Origin of the sequence: Mesorhizobium sp. M0016, assembly GCF_040324035.1 — a bacterium.
Lineage (GTDB): Bacteria > Pseudomonadota > Alphaproteobacteria > Rhizobiales > Rhizobiaceae > Mesorhizobium.
This window is the reverse complement of sequence record NZ_JAMYVM010000003.1, coordinates 157,500-171,575: the sequence shown is the minus strand read 5'-3', so window position 1 is coordinate 171,575 and position 14,076 is coordinate 157,500. Positions and strand designations below refer to the sequence as shown.

General features: G+C 60.0%; 24 protein-coding genes, 5 tRNA genes and 1 other RNA gene. 29 read left to right on the top strand and 1 reads right to left on the bottom strand.

Annotated elements, in window-relative coordinates:
* Nucleotides 1–28: 28 nt before the first annotated feature.
* From NKJ88_RS05920 to NKJ88_RS05905, 4 genes are all read left to right on the top strand, one after another.
* Nucleotides 29–226, top strand: coding sequence for a hypothetical protein (locus NKJ88_RS05920; RefSeq protein WP_352443722.1), 198 nt, complete (start codon nucleotides 29–31; stop codon nucleotides 224–226).
* 258 nt (nucleotides 227–484) lie between these two features.
* Nucleotides 485–694, top strand: coding sequence for a hypothetical protein (locus NKJ88_RS05915; RefSeq protein ID WP_352443721.1), 210 nt, complete (start codon nucleotides 485–487; stop codon nucleotides 692–694).
* The gene (locus tag NKJ88_RS05910; RefSeq protein WP_352443720.1) at nucleotides 691–1,692 is read left to right on the top strand and encodes a hypothetical protein; all 1,002 of its coding nucleotides are present in this window, start codon (nucleotides 691–693) and stop codon (nucleotides 1,690–1,692) included. Before NKJ88_RS05915 ends, NKJ88_RS05910 begins: the two co-directional genes overlap by 4 nt.
* Nucleotides 1,689–1,976: a hypothetical protein gene (locus tag NKJ88_RS05905; RefSeq protein WP_352443719.1), complete on the top strand. Its 288-nt coding sequence runs from the start codon at nucleotides 1,689–1,691 to the stop codon at nucleotides 1,974–1,976. Before NKJ88_RS05910 ends, NKJ88_RS05905 begins: the two co-directional genes overlap by 4 nt.
* A 414-nt stretch (nucleotides 1,977–2,390) precedes the next feature.
* On the opposite strand, the gene NKJ88_RS05900 is transcribed toward NKJ88_RS05905, so the two are convergent.
* Nucleotides 2,391–2,579, bottom strand: a complete 189-nt coding sequence (locus NKJ88_RS05900; protein WP_352443862.1) for a DUF982 domain-containing protein — start codon at nucleotides 2,577–2,579, stop codon at nucleotides 2,391–2,393.
* A gap of 186 nt (nucleotides 2,580–2,765) precedes the next feature.
* Here NKJ88_RS05900 and NKJ88_RS05895 point away from each other — a divergent pair, with 186 nt between their 5' ends.
* From NKJ88_RS05895 to NKJ88_RS05775, 25 genes are all read left to right on the top strand, one after another.
* Nucleotides 2,766–3,014, top strand: a complete 249-nt coding sequence (locus tag NKJ88_RS05895) for a hypothetical protein (RefSeq protein WP_352443718.1) — start codon at nucleotides 2,766–2,768, stop codon at nucleotides 3,012–3,014.
* Complete coding sequence (locus NKJ88_RS05890; protein WP_352443717.1) at nucleotides 2,993–4,303, top strand: RtcB family protein; 1,311 nt, start codon at nucleotides 2,993–2,995, stop codon at nucleotides 4,301–4,303. Before NKJ88_RS05895 ends, NKJ88_RS05890 begins: the two co-directional genes overlap by 22 nt.
* The gene (locus NKJ88_RS05885; protein ID WP_352443716.1) at nucleotides 4,285–4,491 is read left to right on the top strand and encodes a hypothetical protein; all 207 of its coding nucleotides are present in this window, start codon (nucleotides 4,285–4,287) and stop codon (nucleotides 4,489–4,491) included. The genes NKJ88_RS05890 and NKJ88_RS05885 overlap by 19 nt, the downstream gene beginning before the upstream one ends.
* Before the next feature lie 156 nt (nucleotides 4,492–4,647).
* A complete protein-coding gene (locus NKJ88_RS05880) occupies nucleotides 4,648–4,776 on the top strand; it encodes a hypothetical protein (RefSeq protein WP_352443715.1) in 129 nt (42 codons plus the stop codon).
* Nucleotides 4,773–5,102, top strand: a complete 330-nt coding sequence (locus NKJ88_RS05875) for a hypothetical protein (RefSeq protein WP_352443714.1) — start codon at nucleotides 4,773–4,775, stop codon at nucleotides 5,100–5,102. The genes NKJ88_RS05880 and NKJ88_RS05875 overlap by 4 nt, the downstream gene beginning before the upstream one ends.
* A gap of 3 nt (nucleotides 5,103–5,105) precedes the next feature.
* Nucleotides 5,106–5,182 (top strand) — tRNA-Glu (locus NKJ88_RS05870).
* Nucleotides 5,183–5,201: 19 nt separating this feature from the next.
* On the top strand, nucleotides 5,202–5,390 hold the full coding sequence (locus tag NKJ88_RS05865; protein ID WP_352443713.1) for a hypothetical protein: 189 nt from the start codon (nucleotides 5,202–5,204) through the stop codon (nucleotides 5,388–5,390).
* Nucleotides 5,391–5,629: 239 nt separating this feature from the next.
* Nucleotides 5,630–5,706, top strand: a tRNA-Glu gene (locus tag NKJ88_RS05860).
* Between the two features lie 151 nt (nucleotides 5,707–5,857).
* Nucleotides 5,858–5,934, top strand: a tRNA-Glu gene (locus NKJ88_RS05855).
* Between the two features lie 28 nt (nucleotides 5,935–5,962).
* Nucleotides 5,963–6,139: a hypothetical protein gene (locus NKJ88_RS05850; protein WP_352443712.1), complete on the top strand. Its 177-nt coding sequence runs from the start codon at nucleotides 5,963–5,965 to the stop codon at nucleotides 6,137–6,139.
* Nucleotides 6,124–6,327 (top strand): hypothetical protein, encoded by a 204-nt coding sequence (locus NKJ88_RS05845; RefSeq protein ID WP_352443711.1) that lies wholly within the window; start codon nucleotides 6,124–6,126, stop codon nucleotides 6,325–6,327. Before NKJ88_RS05850 ends, NKJ88_RS05845 begins: the two co-directional genes overlap by 16 nt.
* On the top strand, nucleotides 6,320–6,502 hold the full coding sequence (locus NKJ88_RS05840; RefSeq protein ID WP_352443710.1) for a hypothetical protein: 183 nt from the start codon (nucleotides 6,320–6,322) through the stop codon (nucleotides 6,500–6,502). The genes NKJ88_RS05845 and NKJ88_RS05840 overlap by 8 nt, the downstream gene beginning before the upstream one ends.
* A complete protein-coding gene (locus NKJ88_RS05835) occupies nucleotides 6,499–6,651 on the top strand; it encodes a hypothetical protein (protein WP_352443709.1) in 153 nt (50 codons plus the stop codon). The genes NKJ88_RS05840 and NKJ88_RS05835 overlap by 4 nt, the downstream gene beginning before the upstream one ends.
* A 67-nt stretch (nucleotides 6,652–6,718) precedes the next feature.
* Nucleotides 6,719–8,080: a hypothetical protein gene (locus tag NKJ88_RS05830; RefSeq protein ID WP_352443708.1), complete on the top strand. Its 1,362-nt coding sequence runs from the start codon at nucleotides 6,719–6,721 to the stop codon at nucleotides 8,078–8,080.
* Entirely contained in the window at nucleotides 8,080–9,018 is a 939-nt protein-coding gene (locus NKJ88_RS05825) for a M28 family peptidase (protein ID WP_352443707.1), read from the top strand. Before NKJ88_RS05830 ends, NKJ88_RS05825 begins: the two co-directional genes overlap by 1 nt.
* Before the next feature lie 52 nt (nucleotides 9,019–9,070).
* Nucleotides 9,071–9,147: transfer RNA gene (locus tag NKJ88_RS05820), tRNA-Pro, on the top strand.
* Nucleotides 9,148–9,287: 140 nt separating this feature from the next.
* A tRNA-Ala gene (locus NKJ88_RS05815) sits at nucleotides 9,288–9,359 on the top strand.
* Between the two features lie 229 nt (nucleotides 9,360–9,588).
* Nucleotides 9,589–9,944: a transfer-messenger RNA gene (ssrA, locus tag NKJ88_RS05810) on the top strand.
* A 39-nt stretch (nucleotides 9,945–9,983) separates the two neighbouring features.
* Nucleotides 9,984–10,193 carry a hypothetical protein gene (locus tag NKJ88_RS05805; protein ID WP_352443706.1) on the top strand — a complete coding sequence of 70 codons (210 nt, stop codon included), beginning with the start codon at nucleotides 9,984–9,986 and terminating at the stop codon, nucleotides 10,191–10,193.
* 220 nt (nucleotides 10,194–10,413) lie between these two features.
* Nucleotides 10,414–10,791 carry a hypothetical protein gene (locus NKJ88_RS05800; protein ID WP_352443705.1) on the top strand — a complete coding sequence of 126 codons (378 nt, stop codon included), beginning with the start codon at nucleotides 10,414–10,416 and terminating at the stop codon, nucleotides 10,789–10,791.
* A gap of 65 nt (nucleotides 10,792–10,856) precedes the next feature.
* Nucleotides 10,857–12,080 (top strand): hypothetical protein, encoded by a 1,224-nt coding sequence (locus NKJ88_RS05795; protein ID WP_352443704.1) that lies wholly within the window; start codon nucleotides 10,857–10,859, stop codon nucleotides 12,078–12,080.
* A complete protein-coding gene (locus tag NKJ88_RS05790) occupies nucleotides 12,077–12,982 on the top strand; it encodes a zinc-binding metallopeptidase family protein (RefSeq protein ID WP_352443703.1) in 906 nt (301 codons plus the stop codon). Before NKJ88_RS05795 ends, NKJ88_RS05790 begins: the two co-directional genes overlap by 4 nt.
* Nucleotides 12,969–13,259, top strand: a complete 291-nt coding sequence (locus NKJ88_RS05785; RefSeq protein WP_352443702.1) for a hypothetical protein — start codon at nucleotides 12,969–12,971, stop codon at nucleotides 13,257–13,259. The genes NKJ88_RS05790 and NKJ88_RS05785 overlap by 14 nt, the downstream gene beginning before the upstream one ends.
* Nucleotides 13,256–13,543, top strand: a complete 288-nt coding sequence (locus tag NKJ88_RS05780) for a hypothetical protein (RefSeq protein ID WP_352443701.1) — start codon at nucleotides 13,256–13,258, stop codon at nucleotides 13,541–13,543. Before NKJ88_RS05785 ends, NKJ88_RS05780 begins: the two co-directional genes overlap by 4 nt.
* Entirely contained in the window at nucleotides 13,540–14,067 is a 528-nt protein-coding gene (locus tag NKJ88_RS05775) for an HD domain-containing protein (protein WP_352443700.1), read from the top strand. The genes NKJ88_RS05780 and NKJ88_RS05775 overlap by 4 nt, the downstream gene beginning before the upstream one ends.
* The last annotated feature ends 9 nt before the right edge of the window (nucleotides 14,068–14,076 follow it).

The following is a 14,076-nucleotide window of genomic DNA, read 5'->3' as shown; positions in this document are numbered from 1 at the left end:
TCTTCCTGGTCTGGTTCGGAGTTGTTCTATGGGTATGATCGGCCGATATCAGTTCGCCCGCTCGTTCTGGCACAACGTCGTCTTCTACAAGGCGACGAACGAGCCCAGGTTCATGCTCACTCACGAGCATGAGGCCATCACCCGCGTGATCATCACGCGATCAATCTTCAAGCTGGTGACCGGCATCATGGCCGTCGCCCTCCTGGGAGTGCTTCGCTATGTCTGACACTGCCACTATGCTCAACGCAACCGCATTAGAAGCGGCTCGTAAAGCTAGGGATGCCGCTTGGCCTATGGATAGTTTGGAGCCAGCGATACGTGCGTATCTGGCCTCCCTTCAAACACCAGCGGAGGTCCGCCTAGTTCTCGGGGCGCCGGCTCAGACGCTCAAGCCCTGCGAGAAACACCTCGACCGATACTGCAACTGCGAGGGCTATTACCCGGCATGCCGTGATGCCGCCGGATCGATAGGTGGAAAGCAGTCGTGACCAACTTCAAGAACATCTTTTACGCCTCTGGCGTGCGCGGCGAACAGGTCAGGGCTGACGGCAACGGCAACCACATGACACGCGGCTGGTATGTGAAATCCGATGAACTGCACGGCCCTTACGCTTCGGAGGCCAAGGCGAGAAACATTGCCATTGGTCTGGACCATGCCGCCCTGGCCGGATCGACCACAGGAGAGAAATCATGAGTGACACCAAACCGAAGCTGACTGACGCAGAAAGGTTGCTGCTCATGCTGCTGAATTGGGAGAAGCCTGAGCGCAAAGGCGTCATGCTCCCATACACGCAAATGACCTGTGGTCCTGCTGCTGCCGCCATCCGCGCCCATCTCGCCGTGGGCACCTCTCTAGGAAGTGGAGAACTGGAAGCGGCGGGGTTGGCGCAGATGGTCGATAAATACGCGACCTCAATGTATGGTCGAATAGTCGGGGTGCCGGACTTCGTAATCAAGCAGCATTTTTCCGAGTTCGCCGCCGAGATCGCAGCCCTCGTCACTCCAGTCGATCACCCTGAAGTGGTGGGGGTGAAGATCAAGCCGCTGGAGTGGAACGAAGATGGTTGGTTGGACGGGCGCGCCGTCAAATGGCTAGCCGTTAGTTTCGGCTACTCATGGATCATCAGAAACGATGACCACGCTTTTTTGTGCTGTGGCTGTCGTTACGCCTCTCTCGATCGCGCCAAGGCCGCCGCGCAAGCCGACTTCGAAACCCGCATCCGTTCCGCCATCCAGCCCTCAGATGAGGCAGGGGTGGCGTGGGGTGATAGCGGGCCGATACCCGGTCAGTCGTTCGGCGACGAGTTCGATGCGCAGCCTCAACCGGTGGCGCCCTTGCGGTTGCATTTTGACAGGGAAACATTGAAGCGACAGATTGAGGCGGACGGCGAGGAAGGCGAGATTGGAGCAGGGTATGAAATGTTCCCTAGCCCGGTCCTTGCGGCGGGGGTGGCGGTCATGGATGCGATGGTTGAGCGCGCTCTAGTAGCGGTTAACAACATCGATCCATTCAGTCGTGACGAACTAGGCATGTCGCCTCAACAGTTTCGCCGCCACAGGATGCGCGCAGCCCTAGTCGCGGCTGTGGCCCATCCTGCCACGGAGCATGCGCTGTCGAAGGACACGTCACGTTTCAACACGCTTTCGTCAGTCGATGACGAGACCATTCGTCAAACGGAGGTTAAATCATGAGCACCACTTGGACCGATATTAACGGAAAGCAATCCGATGGGTCGGCTGTTTTCGCTCCGCGGTCATCGAAGACAGGAGCTTCCAGAGCCGCAGCCAAGAGCGACACACTGCGCTCGGCGGCGAAAAGACTGATCATCCAAGCCATGCAGTTGAAAGACTTTGGCCATGAGGGGTCCGACGGCGACTTCCGGACGAATGCCAGTAAGACCGCGCTTCTCGAAGAGTGCGCCGAAAAAGCCGCCCGTGCTGTTCTCGACCTCGTCATCCCGGCTGCAAAGCCATGAGGTTTCAGAAGCAACGATACAACACAGCCGATCCTGACCTCGGCGACTGTTTCCGGACCTCCATCGCAGTTATCCTTGAACTGGATCGAGACGACGTACCTTTGTTCCCGGCCAGCGATGGGCCGGGACAGTCTGCGGCAGCGGCCGAATGGTTACGCGAGCGTGGTTTCGACATCAGGGAAACTTGGTTCGAAGCGGCATCTCCCACGGACGCTTTCGGTACGATGCACAAATGGCTGGGCGACGAGTACCCCTACATACTCTACGGCGCGACGAGCCAGAACACGTGCCACGCCGTCGTGGGATGTGGCGCTGAAATGGTTTGGGACCCTTCGCACTATGACGCGAGGATCGTAGGCCCGATGCCCGGCTGCACCTTTTATGGTGGTGCAGCTGTCTGGCGTGAAAAGCTTTCTACCCAGCCAGCAGCACACCCTCAGCCTTCGCCGCCAGCCTGAAGCACCGCCTGACTTCTTGGGCGGTAGCTCGGCCTTCCATCGCGGCAATGCAAGCCTCTGTCGCCCGGCGCCAGTGAGCACCATGCTTCTTGAACTGAAGCAGCTGCTCCGCCGCACCCTCAACGTTGCTCACGTTGTATCTCATCATCCCGTCTCGAACGGGCACCACTGGAGAGAACCAGATCATGATTTCAGCAACTCCTCTGGTCAGCCTGGGGTGGAAGCGTCCGCTCCGGAAGGTTCGGATCATCTGGCGCCCAGGCACCGACCACGAAACCAAGGTCCAGTTTCTACAGGACCTGATCCACAGCGCAACCGAGGAACAACGCAAATGAGCACCCTCAAACTGATTGCCAAGCAGATCGTCGACCGGATCGAGAACGTCCACGGCAAGACGCCTCGCAAGGGCAAGGCGTTCGAGCTGGAGGTGTTCAACCTCTGGATCGGCGCTTGGTGCGCCCTCAAGGTCACCAATCACCTCGACGAGAACCACGTCGGCGGCTACGTCTCCATGGTCCTAGCCTCGCGTGGCTGGTCCGAAACAAGGAAGCTCGCAGAATGTACACCGGCAAAGACCTGATCGCCTGGGGCTTCAAGCCAGGCCCGCTGTTCCCGGACATGATCCGGGTGGCGAACTCCCTTGATCTTCCCGAAGACCAGATCAAGGCATGGGTCGCCAAGATGGAACCCACGCCCATCCCGCAGCTCGAATTCCATTCGACCAGCCGGCCGTTTGGCGTGTTCCTTGATGCCTCGACCCACGACGAGCTGGCGAACAAGCAGTCAGTCCTCGAAACGATGGACGTGCTGATGCGCCTGCCGACCGTGGTCAAGGCCGTGGTCATGCCCGATGCCTGCCCAGCTGGTGTCATCCCCGTGGGTGGCGTCGTCGCCACCAAGGATGCGATCCATCCCGGCTTCCACTCGGCCGATGTCTGCTGCTCGATGGCGATCACCGTCTTCAAGCGCAACGACGACCCGAAGAAGCTGCTCGACACCGCCATGCGAGTGACCAAGTTCGGCCCTGAGAAGCGCAAGTCCTCGGACCTGATCAAGGTGCCGAAGCATGTGCTCGACATGATGAAGGGCAACCCCTTCCTCGCCCAAAGCGAGGACATCGCCCAGGCCCATTTCGCCACCCAGGGCGATGGGAACCACTTCCTGTTTGTTGGACACCTGGAGTCCACGGGCCAGCTGGCGATGGTGACCCATCACGGCTCCCGTGGGCTCGGGGCGCAGCTCTACAAGCGTGGCATGCTCGCCGCCCGCCGGCACACCGCCATCGTGGCTCGACGCGCCCCACCGGCAGCTGCGTGGCTCGACGCCACGTCCGAGCAGGGCTTGGCCTACTGGGATGCGCTCCAGACCGTCCGCGAATGGACCTACCAGAGCCATTTCGCCATCCACCACGAGATCGCCAGGCGGATGGGCAATGCGATGGTCGACGCCTTCTGGAACGAGCACAACTTCGTCTTCAAGCGGGACGATGGGCTCTTCTACCATGCCAAGGGTGCGACACCCTCGTACAACGGATATGAGCGGACGCTCATCCCGATGAACATGGCCGAGCCGATCCTGATCACGGCTCCGACCAACAACGAGGATGCCCTGAGCTTCGCCCCGCACGGCGCCGGCCGCAACATGAGCAGGACGCAATTCCTCCGCTCCTACATGCCGGAACCGCCGGCCAACATCGACATCCGCTACTACACCGGCATGCCCGACCCGTCGGAACTGCCGGAGGCCTACAAGTCCGCAGCCGGCGTGATCGCCCAGATCAAGAAGTACGACCTGGCCACGATCACCGACCGTGTCCTGCCGTACGGCAACATCATGGCAGGAGACACGGCATGGAAACGGCCTTCGTAGAGCTGCCCGACCCCACCGACCACGTCGAGGTCAAGCACACCGACGGCACCACCCACACTGCGGAAGCCTTCAAGATCGACTGGAACCACCCCAGGCTCGAAGGCTTCCGCATCGTCAAGAAGGGATACGAGAGCCGTGAGAAGCTACTATCTGGTCGACAACTATCAGTGCTTAGCCTCGGTCGTTGAGCGCCGCATCTTCTGGTTCTGGACCCGGTGGGACTATCGGGTCTCGTTCTACCGATACATGCAGCTGCACCCTTACAAGGTGCAATCTGGCCGTGAGAAGACCGAGGCCGACGCCCGGTTCGTGGTTGAACACCTCTACCTAACGGAGATTGAAAAATGTCCTACCTCCTCACCGCCTGGCTCTTCGGCCAGGTCTTCGTCCTCGATAGCGGCCTGACCAAGGAAGACTGCGAGGCCTACCGGCCGGCCGGCGTGGTCCAGTGCGTTGTGGATGTCGGGGCATGAAACTCCGAGCCATCCAGAACCGCGACGGCGACATGGTCATCTGCCACGACCAGCCGTGTGCCAAGGGCGAGACCAGCACCGTGGCCCACATCTGGGTGAAACCTCACCCAACCATGAGCGACCTGATCGAACGGCAATTCAACACGCCGCAGTTCACGTTCGACGAGCTGAACCTGATCGGTCGAGCCATGTCCACATGGCGTCAACACGTCGATTACGGCTGGGAAGAGACCCACGCCGCGGTCGTCGGCAAAGTCCGCGTTGCTTACGCTAGATTAGCGGCGGACAAATTAATACTTGTCTCCTCCGAAAGAGTAGGAGACTAATCCGCTCCCTTCGTCTACCGGTCAGGACACCGCCCCTCTCAGGGCGGAAAAGCGTGGTTCGATCCCCGCAGGGAGTACCAATTCTAGAAGGAGAAAATGATGAAAGTCATCAACGATGACTGCGGCGTCTCGGTCAAAATTCGGCTGCACATCACACCGACGGACCTGAGCCTGATCCGGCTCATCGCCAAGCAGAGCCGCTATGCGGCGGTCCAGTACCTCGAAAATACCTACAAGGGACTGAGCCACGGCGATGCCGTGGCCCTGATCCGGAAAATCACCGCCTGATCGTACAAAACGCACTAGCGTCGTACGAAATGTTCTGCTATTGTTCTCATCATCCGCAGCGTTGATTTGGAGTAGCAGATGCATGAATTCACAATCTCCCTCAAACTGTCAGAACGCGAGGTCCAGCAGCTGGCCGATATATGCCAGAGGAGGGGTGGCTACTATGCCATCCAGGCCTTGGAAGCTCGACACCACATTCGACACAACGATGCGATCCGCATCGTGAAGGAGATCAAGAGGCTCCCTTCGTCTACCGGTCAGGACACCATCCCTCTCAGGATGGAAAAGCGCGGTTCGATCCCCGCAGGGAGTACCAATTTGAATATGGCACCGACCTAGGATAGCGGTGCGAGCAGCTCATTCACTAGTGCTGGGGTTTTCATAACACTTTTCCCCAGCAACCCGCTGACTTAACTGCACCCCATCAGGGTGGCTCGTGCTCGAACACGAGGCGTCAGCGGCCCTTCGCTCCCTTCGTCTACCGGTCAGGACACCAGCCCTCTCAGGCTGGAAAAGCGTGGTTCGATCCCCGCAGGGAGTACCAAGTCCACCCACCTCACGAGGAAACTGACATGAAGAAGATCATCGTTTTGGTCGCCGCACTCCTGTGCGCCGGCTGCGGCACCCCACGCTACAACGAAGGCGGTGGCCACAACCTCTACGGCAACGCCTACAACGGCAACAACCGCGACTATGCCCGCAACTGTGGCTACGCCATGGACGAGCTGCTGATGTGCGGGGCCTATTAGCCGTGCAGTTCACCGGCATCATCCGCAACTGGACGCTGGAGCCCTACACCAACACCGTCTGGGGCACAGACGCTTACGGCAAGCCCTTTCACACCGCCCGTGTGAAGGAGCTGAACCGCAGCGCCGGCTACGCCACGACGTGGTCGGGCCACTTCTACAAGCTCGAAGAGGAAAAGGTGGATGCGTAAGGCCGTCATCTGGAACCTCACCCAACGCAAATATGTCGCCCGACCCGGAAGCGAGAAGAGCTTCACGGGCGACATCAGGAAAGCACAACAGTTCCCATCCAAGGCCGTTGCCGAAGCTGACTGCTGTGGCAACGAGAAGGTCGAGATGTGGAACGGACTGGAGAGGTTCTCGTGAGTAAAGCCAAAACGAAGATCCAAGGCCGTCGCATCCAGCGCCGTGTCCTGAACAAAGCGATCGATTTCTTCAGCAAGGTTAGCGGCCGGCGCCTCGCCGGCCTCGGCCACGGCAGTGGTCTCGGTCGAGACCACACCAGAGAAAAGTAACCCACCCAACATCAACCGCATCAACAAGGCTCGCTTCGGCGGGCCTTTTTCTTTTGGAGAGAAGAAAATGCCCAGCTACACGATCCGCGACAACAAGACGAACGAACCCACCGGCCCCGCCTACACCAACTACTACGCCGCCTGCGATGGCCTGGCCCTCATCGGCCCCAACTGGCAGCGTACCCATTACCTGCACAACGACAACTGGCGTGACGATTGGCGGCGTGTGACGACGCTCGACCTCAGCGAATTCGGCTTCGAGGCAATCAAGGATCACTTCCTGCTGATCGACGAGGAGAACTCGTTGGAGTCGGTCTACGTCACCTACTTCGTCGACGAATGGGCCGGCGCCAAAGGCCGCCGCTCGTCGCCGACCAAGCTCGGCCGCTATCTGAAGCAGTTCTATCCGCAGCTGACGGATGACGATGTCACGACCCAGTCGACGACAATCTTCAACAAGCTGCTGAAGGTCGAACTCCAGCTGGCCTACAGCGCCGACGACATCCAGTCGATCTACGAGGAGAGCCACGACGGCCCCGTCGGCTCCTGCATGAGCCATCCCATCGACAGCGGTCACTGGAACTCGTGGATGAAGGATCATCCGACCCGAGCCTATGCCGGCCCCGACCTGGCCTTGGCCTACATTCGTGACCCCGATGGCGAACTGATCGGCCGTGGCCTCGTTTGGCCCGAGAAGATGATCTACGGCTCGTTGTACGGCAACTACGACAAGATGCGAGCTGCCCTGACCGCCGCCGGCTACACCAAGGGTGGCTTCGAAGGCGCCCGCATGACCCGGCTCCCGCAGCGCCGCCACTCCGACCAGCTCTACCTGGCCTGCCCGTACCTCGACGACACCGGCGTCTGCTACGACAACGGCGAGTACCTAGTCATGGGCCGTAAGGAGGGCTTCGACCGCAAGGAACCCAACACCGGGGGCTACATCTCGATCTACGAGTATAAGTGCGCCGTCACCGGAGACACCATACCAACTAACAAGTTGGCCTCCGTCCTGGCGCCCTACGATGGTTACGAGAAGTACATCCACGCTGATCTCAGGGATGAGCACACCGAATACCACAACGGCAGCTATTGGCTGAAGACCGACAACGAGAACGACTACATGGTCGTGAACGGTGACGTTCGTCTGCCGCGTGGTGTCATCACTCACTTCTACCGCAAGTGCGTCATCTCCCAGGAGTACCACCTCACGACCGGAGGAGGCGTTTCGACCCACCTGGGCTGGGTCTCCAACAAGCACTTCTACACCGACTTCGTCGTCTGCCAGGCGACCAGGGCGATTGTGCTGAAGACCGAGGCCAAGTGGATGGAACACGGCGCCTGGTGGCACCCGAGCGCTCTCCGTGAGCAGGGCGTGACCATCGAGGGCAAGAACTACGCCCGTGTCCTCCAGCAGTTGGCAGCATAATGGAAAAGTACCTTGAAATGCTGACGTTCTGCCGGCCTGCCGGCAGCGTCTACGAGGAAGCCTTTGTCGAAAAGTATCTCCGTGTGCCTCATCGGCCCATCGAGGACGGCTACGGCAACCAGATCATCGATGTGGGGTCCAAACCCAATATCGTCTGGTCCTCACACACCGATACGGTCCATCGCGTAAGCAGGCTTCAGCACATCGAAGTCGGCAAGAAGGATGGATTTGCCCGTGTCGCTCCTGGGCAGAAGCTCTCCAACTGCCTGGGAGCAGACTGCACGACTGGCGTGTGGTTGATGTTGGAGATGATCGAGGCCGGCGTCCCCGGCCGCTACATCTTCGCTCGTGCGGAGGAAAGGGGGATGCTGGGCAGCTCATGGCTGGCCAGGAATACCCCGATGATGCTTGAAGGCATCGACGCTGCCATTGCATTCGACCGTATGGGCACCGACGAGGTGATCACCCATCAGGGTAGCCGCACGGCATCGAACGAGTTCGCCACCTCATTGGCGGCGATCCTCGGCGGCGAATACAAGCCAAGCTCGCTGGGCGTCTATACCGACACCAAGGCCTACGCCGCCCTCGTGTCGGAATGCACGAACATCGGCGTCGGCTACTATCGCCAGCACAGCACCGCCGAGACCCAGGACCTGAACCATCTGAAGTGGCTGCGGGATGTCATGGTCAAATTCGACCAGAGCACCCTCGTATTCAAGCGGGACGCGGCGGCCGAGCCGGCCTACGACCCGTACGACTTCATGCAGTGGGACCAGGCCCAGTACGACTTCAGCGCCTTCGTCAACCTGATCCGTCGGGACCCGACGGCGGTTGCTGAAATCTTGCGGGACGCCGGCTACGACTACGACAAGCTCGACATCGACATCTACAAGCGCAAGCGTCGGGTCGCGTCGAACGCCAAAACCAAGACCCAATAGACTAAGCTCCGTAAGCTCTACCGCCCAGGGATTGACCGACTATCTATGGTCCCTGGGCGTAGCGCAGTCCGGTAGCGCAGGTGCTTTGGAAGCATCGGGTCGTAGGTTCAAATCCTACCGTTCAGACCAATTCAAGGCTCCCCGTGTGCGAAAACGGGTAGTGGTGGAGGGCGCCGCATGAGGTCGCCCCTAGGCCCGGTCCCGAGGCCTCAATATCGGACAACCGGCTCGCTCCCGGTAATCAGAGGAACGAGAACTGACCTGGGTTTGGGGGCGTAGCTCATCGGGAGAGCGCTTTCCGTGCAGGAGAGAGGTAGCAGGTTCGATCCCTGTCGCCCCCCGCTAATCAGGCCGCGCAAGCGGTGACGTAAAACGAGGCGTCGGTCCACGCCTATCGTCCTCATCGGCGGGTAGCTCCCGCCAACTTATTAGCCCAGCCGGCGGTGGCGCACGTAACACCGGCAGTCAGAGCGGCCACCCTCCTTCCTGGCGCAAGCCGGTAATTGGCCGTGATCTGGTGGATAGAGCGCGAGTTACGCCTATCCTGACCAGTCGGTGTCATCCAACCCGAGCCGCGACTCGGGAAACTCGCGGGGTTGCATTGACTGGTTTGGATAAGCGTAAGTCAGAAGCACTAATAGGTTGGACAGGACCGGGGGGCAGTACCCCGCAGCTCCACCAAAAACACATCAGTACCCAGCGCGTAAAGATTGGGCTCAGTTAAAGTGATAATCTGAAGCTGATGTGTTCTTGATGGGGCTGAAATAGGATCGACTGTCAATTGAAAACTGCTTGTGCGTTTCGGCATGATACCGCCGTCATCGGGTCAAACCACTAAGTGCAAACGACAACGCACCCTTCGCCGAAATGCGCCTCGCAGCGTAGTTCGACATGAGCCGGTCACTTGGAAACAGAACGACCCGCCTGGCCCCACGTTACGGGGCCTTTTTCTTTTGGAGAACCCCATGACCCTCGACGCGATACGCACAATTCTGGATGACGTTACCGTTCTTGGCAATGTCGAAATAGCTCGCCAGCAACTGGTTGAGGTGATCCGCGAGAACCACCAGTGGCATCTCGATTACGACGATACCGGCGGCTACCCCGGCAGCGACCTCTGTGACCGGAACACCGACGCCCTCGGCCTCCCGAGACTGGAGCCGACCGGTGCGTAGACCATGGCGCAAGGAACAAGAGACCAGCGAGGTTTTCGAGCCAGGAGACATCGTCCGCCTCCGCTACGGAACAGCGTCCATGATCGTCATCGACGCCGGCGAAACTCACCTCATCGCTCGCTACAAATCTGACCCTCAGGGCAGATCGTACGGCACCCCACAACCCCGCAGACACTCGGACTTTGTCCGCCTTCAATTCCCAACCAAGGAAACCATCACCATGTCGAAGCTTTACCAGACCATCGCCGATCCCAACCGTTTCGGCTCGTTCCTCGCCTACAACAGCGCCGGCCAGATCGTCCTCGAAATGAAGGGCGCTGGCGCCAACGTCCAGGCCTTCAACCAGGACGAGGTCGAAGAGGTGAGACCCTACACCGTGGCCGCAGTCAGTGGCGGCTCACCCCGGCACTACATCACCAAGAAGGGCTCGGTCGACAAGGGCGATGTCGTCCTGACCCCGACCGGCACTCTGCTCTACATCATCCGGCTCGACACCAAGTCGCCCAAGGTCGAGGGCACACTGAAGGGACGCAAGCTCCTGTCGGAGTCGGTCGCGCTGCCGGCCAGCGAGCCGGAAGACGAAGCCGAAGCGGCCTGATCCACCAACCCTGTCGTTCGACCCGACCCGCCGCGAGGCGGGTTTTTTCTTGGAGAAAAGTGAAAATGGCTTCGTTCGAAATCGTTGAAGTGACCGCCGACGGCACCATCCCGCAGCCACACCTTGGCATCTTCCCTGATGGCAAGATGGCGGCGGGCGTCGTGACATCGATGCTGCTCTTCAACCCCGACAAGAAGTATCAGCCGAGGCCCATCATGGTTTCGGCCGACTGGCGTAAGCGCGAGCTGGACAAGAACCATCCGCCGCTCCCGTGGGGCGATGCCCTTCTCGCGAAGCCGGATCACTTCGCCATCGTGTCGGACAAGGACCCGGACATGGTCGCCTACTTCGCCAGCGAGAATGCAGGGAAGCTCGACCGGCGGACCAGCATTCACGTCAATCGATACCTGCTGGAATTCTACACCGGCCTGAACATCGATGAGCGCCGGCGCCTGGTGTGGTTGTTCACTGGGAAGGACCTGAGTGAGAACCTCAGGTTCGCTTCGAACCCGGACGATATCGTCGAGGTCTACGAGGAAGGCCCCAACTCCTGCACGAGCCATAGCCCCGGTTTCTATGCCTCAGGGCAGAACCCGACCTGGGCCTACGGAGGACCCGATCTCCAGATCGCTTACATCGTCGGGAGTCACGGCAAGCCTGTCGCTCGAACCGTCTGCTGGCCGGAGAAGAAGATCTACTCCCGCATCTATGGTGACGAAGAGAAGCTGCTCCCCGAGCTGATGAAGCTCGGCTATCGCTGCGACTTCGCTGCCTTCGAAGGCGCTCGGCTTCTGCTCCGCAAGGCCGAAGGACGGTTCGATGAGGGTGACGAATATATGGAAGGGTATCTCTGCCCCTACATCGACTTCGCCGAAAGCGTTCAGCCCATCAATGGCTACCTCGTCGTGACCCGCAAGGGCACCTACGAGTGTCAGAGTCAGTCCGGTGTCGCCGAGAACAATGCCAAACACTGCTGGCACTGCAAGGAGATGCGGAACCGTGGCTCGTTCTACGAGACCGGCCAGCACCCCGAAGAAGTCTGTCAGGATTGCGCCCATCAGTACCGCAAGGTCTGTGCCTACGAGCAAAACTACATCGGGATCGACTCCACTCCCTACTCACTCGCTGGTGGTCGCTACGTTGGCTACTACGGCCACCGACATCACACGTTCGTCTGCCTCGGCAATGGGCAGCGATACCTCACCTCGGAGGCGGTCCTCTATCGGGGAGACAAATTCTCTCAAGAGGGCCTGGACGAATACCTGGCCAAGGAAGCACGAGCAGCATGAAAACGTTCATTGAGATGATCCGCCACAAGCGGCCGGCGTTCTCGTCCACGGAGGAAATCTTCGTCAACAAGTTCATCCGGCCGCTCGGCACCAAGACCGACAAATTCGGCAACCTGATCTTGGAGATCGGCGACAAGCCGAACATCCTGTGGTCTTCGCACACCGACACCGTTCACTGGGAAGAGGGCCTGCAAAAGGTCGTCCACAATGACGAGATCGTGTGCTTGCCGGAGGCGACCAAGTCGAACTGTCTTGGCGCCGACTGCACAGCCGGCGTCTGGGTCATGACGGAGATGATCAAGGCCAAGGTCCCCGGCCTCTACGTCTTCCATCGCGACGAAGAGAACGGCGGCGGTGGCTCGATGCACATCGCCAACAAGACCCCGGACATTCTGAAGGGCATCGACGCGGCCATCGCCTTCGACCGCTTCGGCAACAACTCGGTCATCACCCACCAGTGGGGCCGGTGCTGCTCCGATGACTTCGCCGACAGCCTGGTCGAGCAGTTGCCAGGCACCGAGAAGGACGACGGTGGTCTGTTCACCGACACGGCGAACTATGTCGACCACGTTTCGGAATGCACCAACATCTCGGTCGGCTACATGGGCCACCACACCAGCCGGGAGTACCAGAGCCTGAAGTTCCTGAACGAACTGAAGGATCGGATGATCAAGCTCGACACCAAGAAGCTGCGGTTCTCCCGCGACCTCAAGGACACCGGCTTCCAGCCTTACAAGCCGCAGTTCGAACTGCGGTCGAGCAAGTTCGACGACTGGATGTCCACAACACCCCGGACCCTGGAGCAACTCATCCGCGCCAACCCCGGCGCGGTCGCCGACCTTCTCGAAATGTACGGCCTCACGGCCAGAGACCTGGAGGAACACATCCATGAGTCACATTAGCGTCTCCGGCAGCTGGGGCACGATATTGGCCAACGCCGAGACCGGTGCCGTCCTGAAAGCCCCTGCGGACTATTCCGACATCGTCAAGTTCGACCTCGACGAACACACCAAGGCTCATGGAAAGCCCACCGCCGGCACCGTCGACATCCTCGACCTCGGCTACTGGACGAACACGGGCTTCTACATTGCAGCCGACGAGTACCATCGTGAGATGACCGGGGCTGGCTGGGGACCAATCATCGCCAACGAGGCGGTGGGAAAGGTGCTGAAGCAATGACCCGGCCACTGGTTGAAGACCTGACCGGCGCTCTCCGGTTCATCATGGCGTTCTACGAGCCGGGGCAGCGCTACCTCGACACCGAAGCATGGAAGCATGCCGAGGCCGGCGGCCGGCGGGCTCTGGCCCGTGGTGAGGCTGCACTCGCCAACCCCGTCGAGCAACTCGGCGGTGCGCCTGATGATCTGCACAACCTGATCAAGATCACCTTCGCGGACAAGAGCCTCGAACAGATGAACGAGATTTGCAAGCAAGTGATCGCTGCACGGAAGGCACCAACATGAGCATCCTGATCTACGAAGCCCGCATGTTCGCCGCTGGCGCCCACGCAGCGGTAGGCCAGAAGCGGAAATACTGCGGCGAGGACTACATCAACCATCCGAAGCGTGTCGCCGCTCTGGTGCATCCCCTGGCCAGCAGGCCTATCATCTCGACCTGTGCAGCCTGGCTGCACGACGTGGTCGAAGACACCAAGGTCACGCTCGGTCAGATAGACCGATATTTCGGCGGGGACATTGCCGCTCTGGTCGAGCAGCTCACCGACCCATCGAAGCCCTCGGACGGCAAGCGTGCCGCCCGGCGGGCAATAGACCTTGAGCACACCTCTCGCGCCTCGCCCGAAGCCAAGACCATCAAGCTGGCTGACATCATCGACAACGCTTCGTCGATCATGCAGGCCGACGCCTCCTTCGCCAAGGTCTACATGACCGAGAAGGTGGCTTTGCTCCAGGTCCTGAAGGAGGGGCATCCGCTCCTCTGGCAGCGAGCCAACGAGATGGTCAACGCCTACTTCGCCGCCGCCGACTAACCACCCCAC

Coding starts and splice junctions, on each gene's coding strand:
- NKJ88_RS05880 (WP_352443715.1), top strand. CDS start 4,648: ATGTCCTACCTCCTCACCGCCTGGCTCTTCGGCCAGGTCTTCGTCCTC.
- NKJ88_RS05875 (WP_352443714.1), top strand. CDS start 4,773: ATGAAACTCCGAGCCATCCAGAACCGCGACGGCGACATGGTCATCTGC.
- NKJ88_RS05840 (WP_352443710.1), top strand. CDS start 6,320: ATGCGTAAGGCCGTCATCTGGAACCTCACCCAACGCAAATATGTCGCC.
- NKJ88_RS05825 (WP_352443707.1), top strand. CDS start 8,080: ATGGAAAAGTACCTTGAAATGCTGACGTTCTGCCGGCCTGCCGGCAGC.
- NKJ88_RS05790 (WP_352443703.1), top strand. CDS start 12,077: ATGAAAACGTTCATTGAGATGATCCGCCACAAGCGGCCGGCGTTCTCG.
- NKJ88_RS05895 (WP_352443718.1), top strand. CDS start 2,766: ATGAGCACCCTCAAACTGATTGCCAAGCAGATCGTCGACCGGATCGAG.
- NKJ88_RS05785 (WP_352443702.1), top strand. CDS start 12,969: ATGAGTCACATTAGCGTCTCCGGCAGCTGGGGCACGATATTGGCCAAC.
- NKJ88_RS05800 (WP_352443705.1), top strand. CDS start 10,414: ATGTCGAAGCTTTACCAGACCATCGCCGATCCCAACCGTTTCGGCTCG.
- NKJ88_RS05805 (WP_352443706.1), top strand. CDS start 9,984: ATGACCCTCGACGCGATACGCACAATTCTGGATGACGTTACCGTTCTT.
- NKJ88_RS05795 (WP_352443704.1), top strand. CDS start 10,857: ATGGCTTCGTTCGAAATCGTTGAAGTGACCGCCGACGGCACCATCCCG.
- NKJ88_RS05885 (WP_352443716.1), top strand. CDS start 4,285: ATGGAAACGGCCTTCGTAGAGCTGCCCGACCCCACCGACCACGTCGAG.
- NKJ88_RS05865 (WP_352443713.1), top strand. CDS start 5,202: ATGAAAGTCATCAACGATGACTGCGGCGTCTCGGTCAAAATTCGGCTG.
- NKJ88_RS05780 (WP_352443701.1), top strand. CDS start 13,256: ATGACCCGGCCACTGGTTGAAGACCTGACCGGCGCTCTCCGGTTCATC.
- NKJ88_RS05900 (WP_352443862.1), bottom strand. CDS start 2,579: ATGAGATACAACGTGAGCAACGTTGAGGGTGCGGCGGAGCAGCTGCTT.
- NKJ88_RS05775 (WP_352443700.1), top strand. CDS start 13,540: ATGAGCATCCTGATCTACGAAGCCCGCATGTTCGCCGCTGGCGCCCAC.
- NKJ88_RS05905 (WP_352443719.1), top strand. CDS start 1,689: ATGAGCACCACTTGGACCGATATTAACGGAAAGCAATCCGATGGGTCG.
- NKJ88_RS05830 (WP_352443708.1), top strand. CDS start 6,719: ATGCCCAGCTACACGATCCGCGACAACAAGACGAACGAACCCACCGGC.
- NKJ88_RS05890 (WP_352443717.1), top strand. CDS start 2,993: ATGTACACCGGCAAAGACCTGATCGCCTGGGGCTTCAAGCCAGGCCCG.
- NKJ88_RS05850 (WP_352443712.1), top strand. CDS start 5,963: ATGAAGAAGATCATCGTTTTGGTCGCCGCACTCCTGTGCGCCGGCTGC.
- NKJ88_RS05910 (WP_352443720.1), top strand. CDS start 691: ATGAGTGACACCAAACCGAAGCTGACTGACGCAGAAAGGTTGCTGCTC.
- NKJ88_RS05920 (WP_352443722.1), top strand. CDS start 29: ATGGGTATGATCGGCCGATATCAGTTCGCCCGCTCGTTCTGGCACAAC.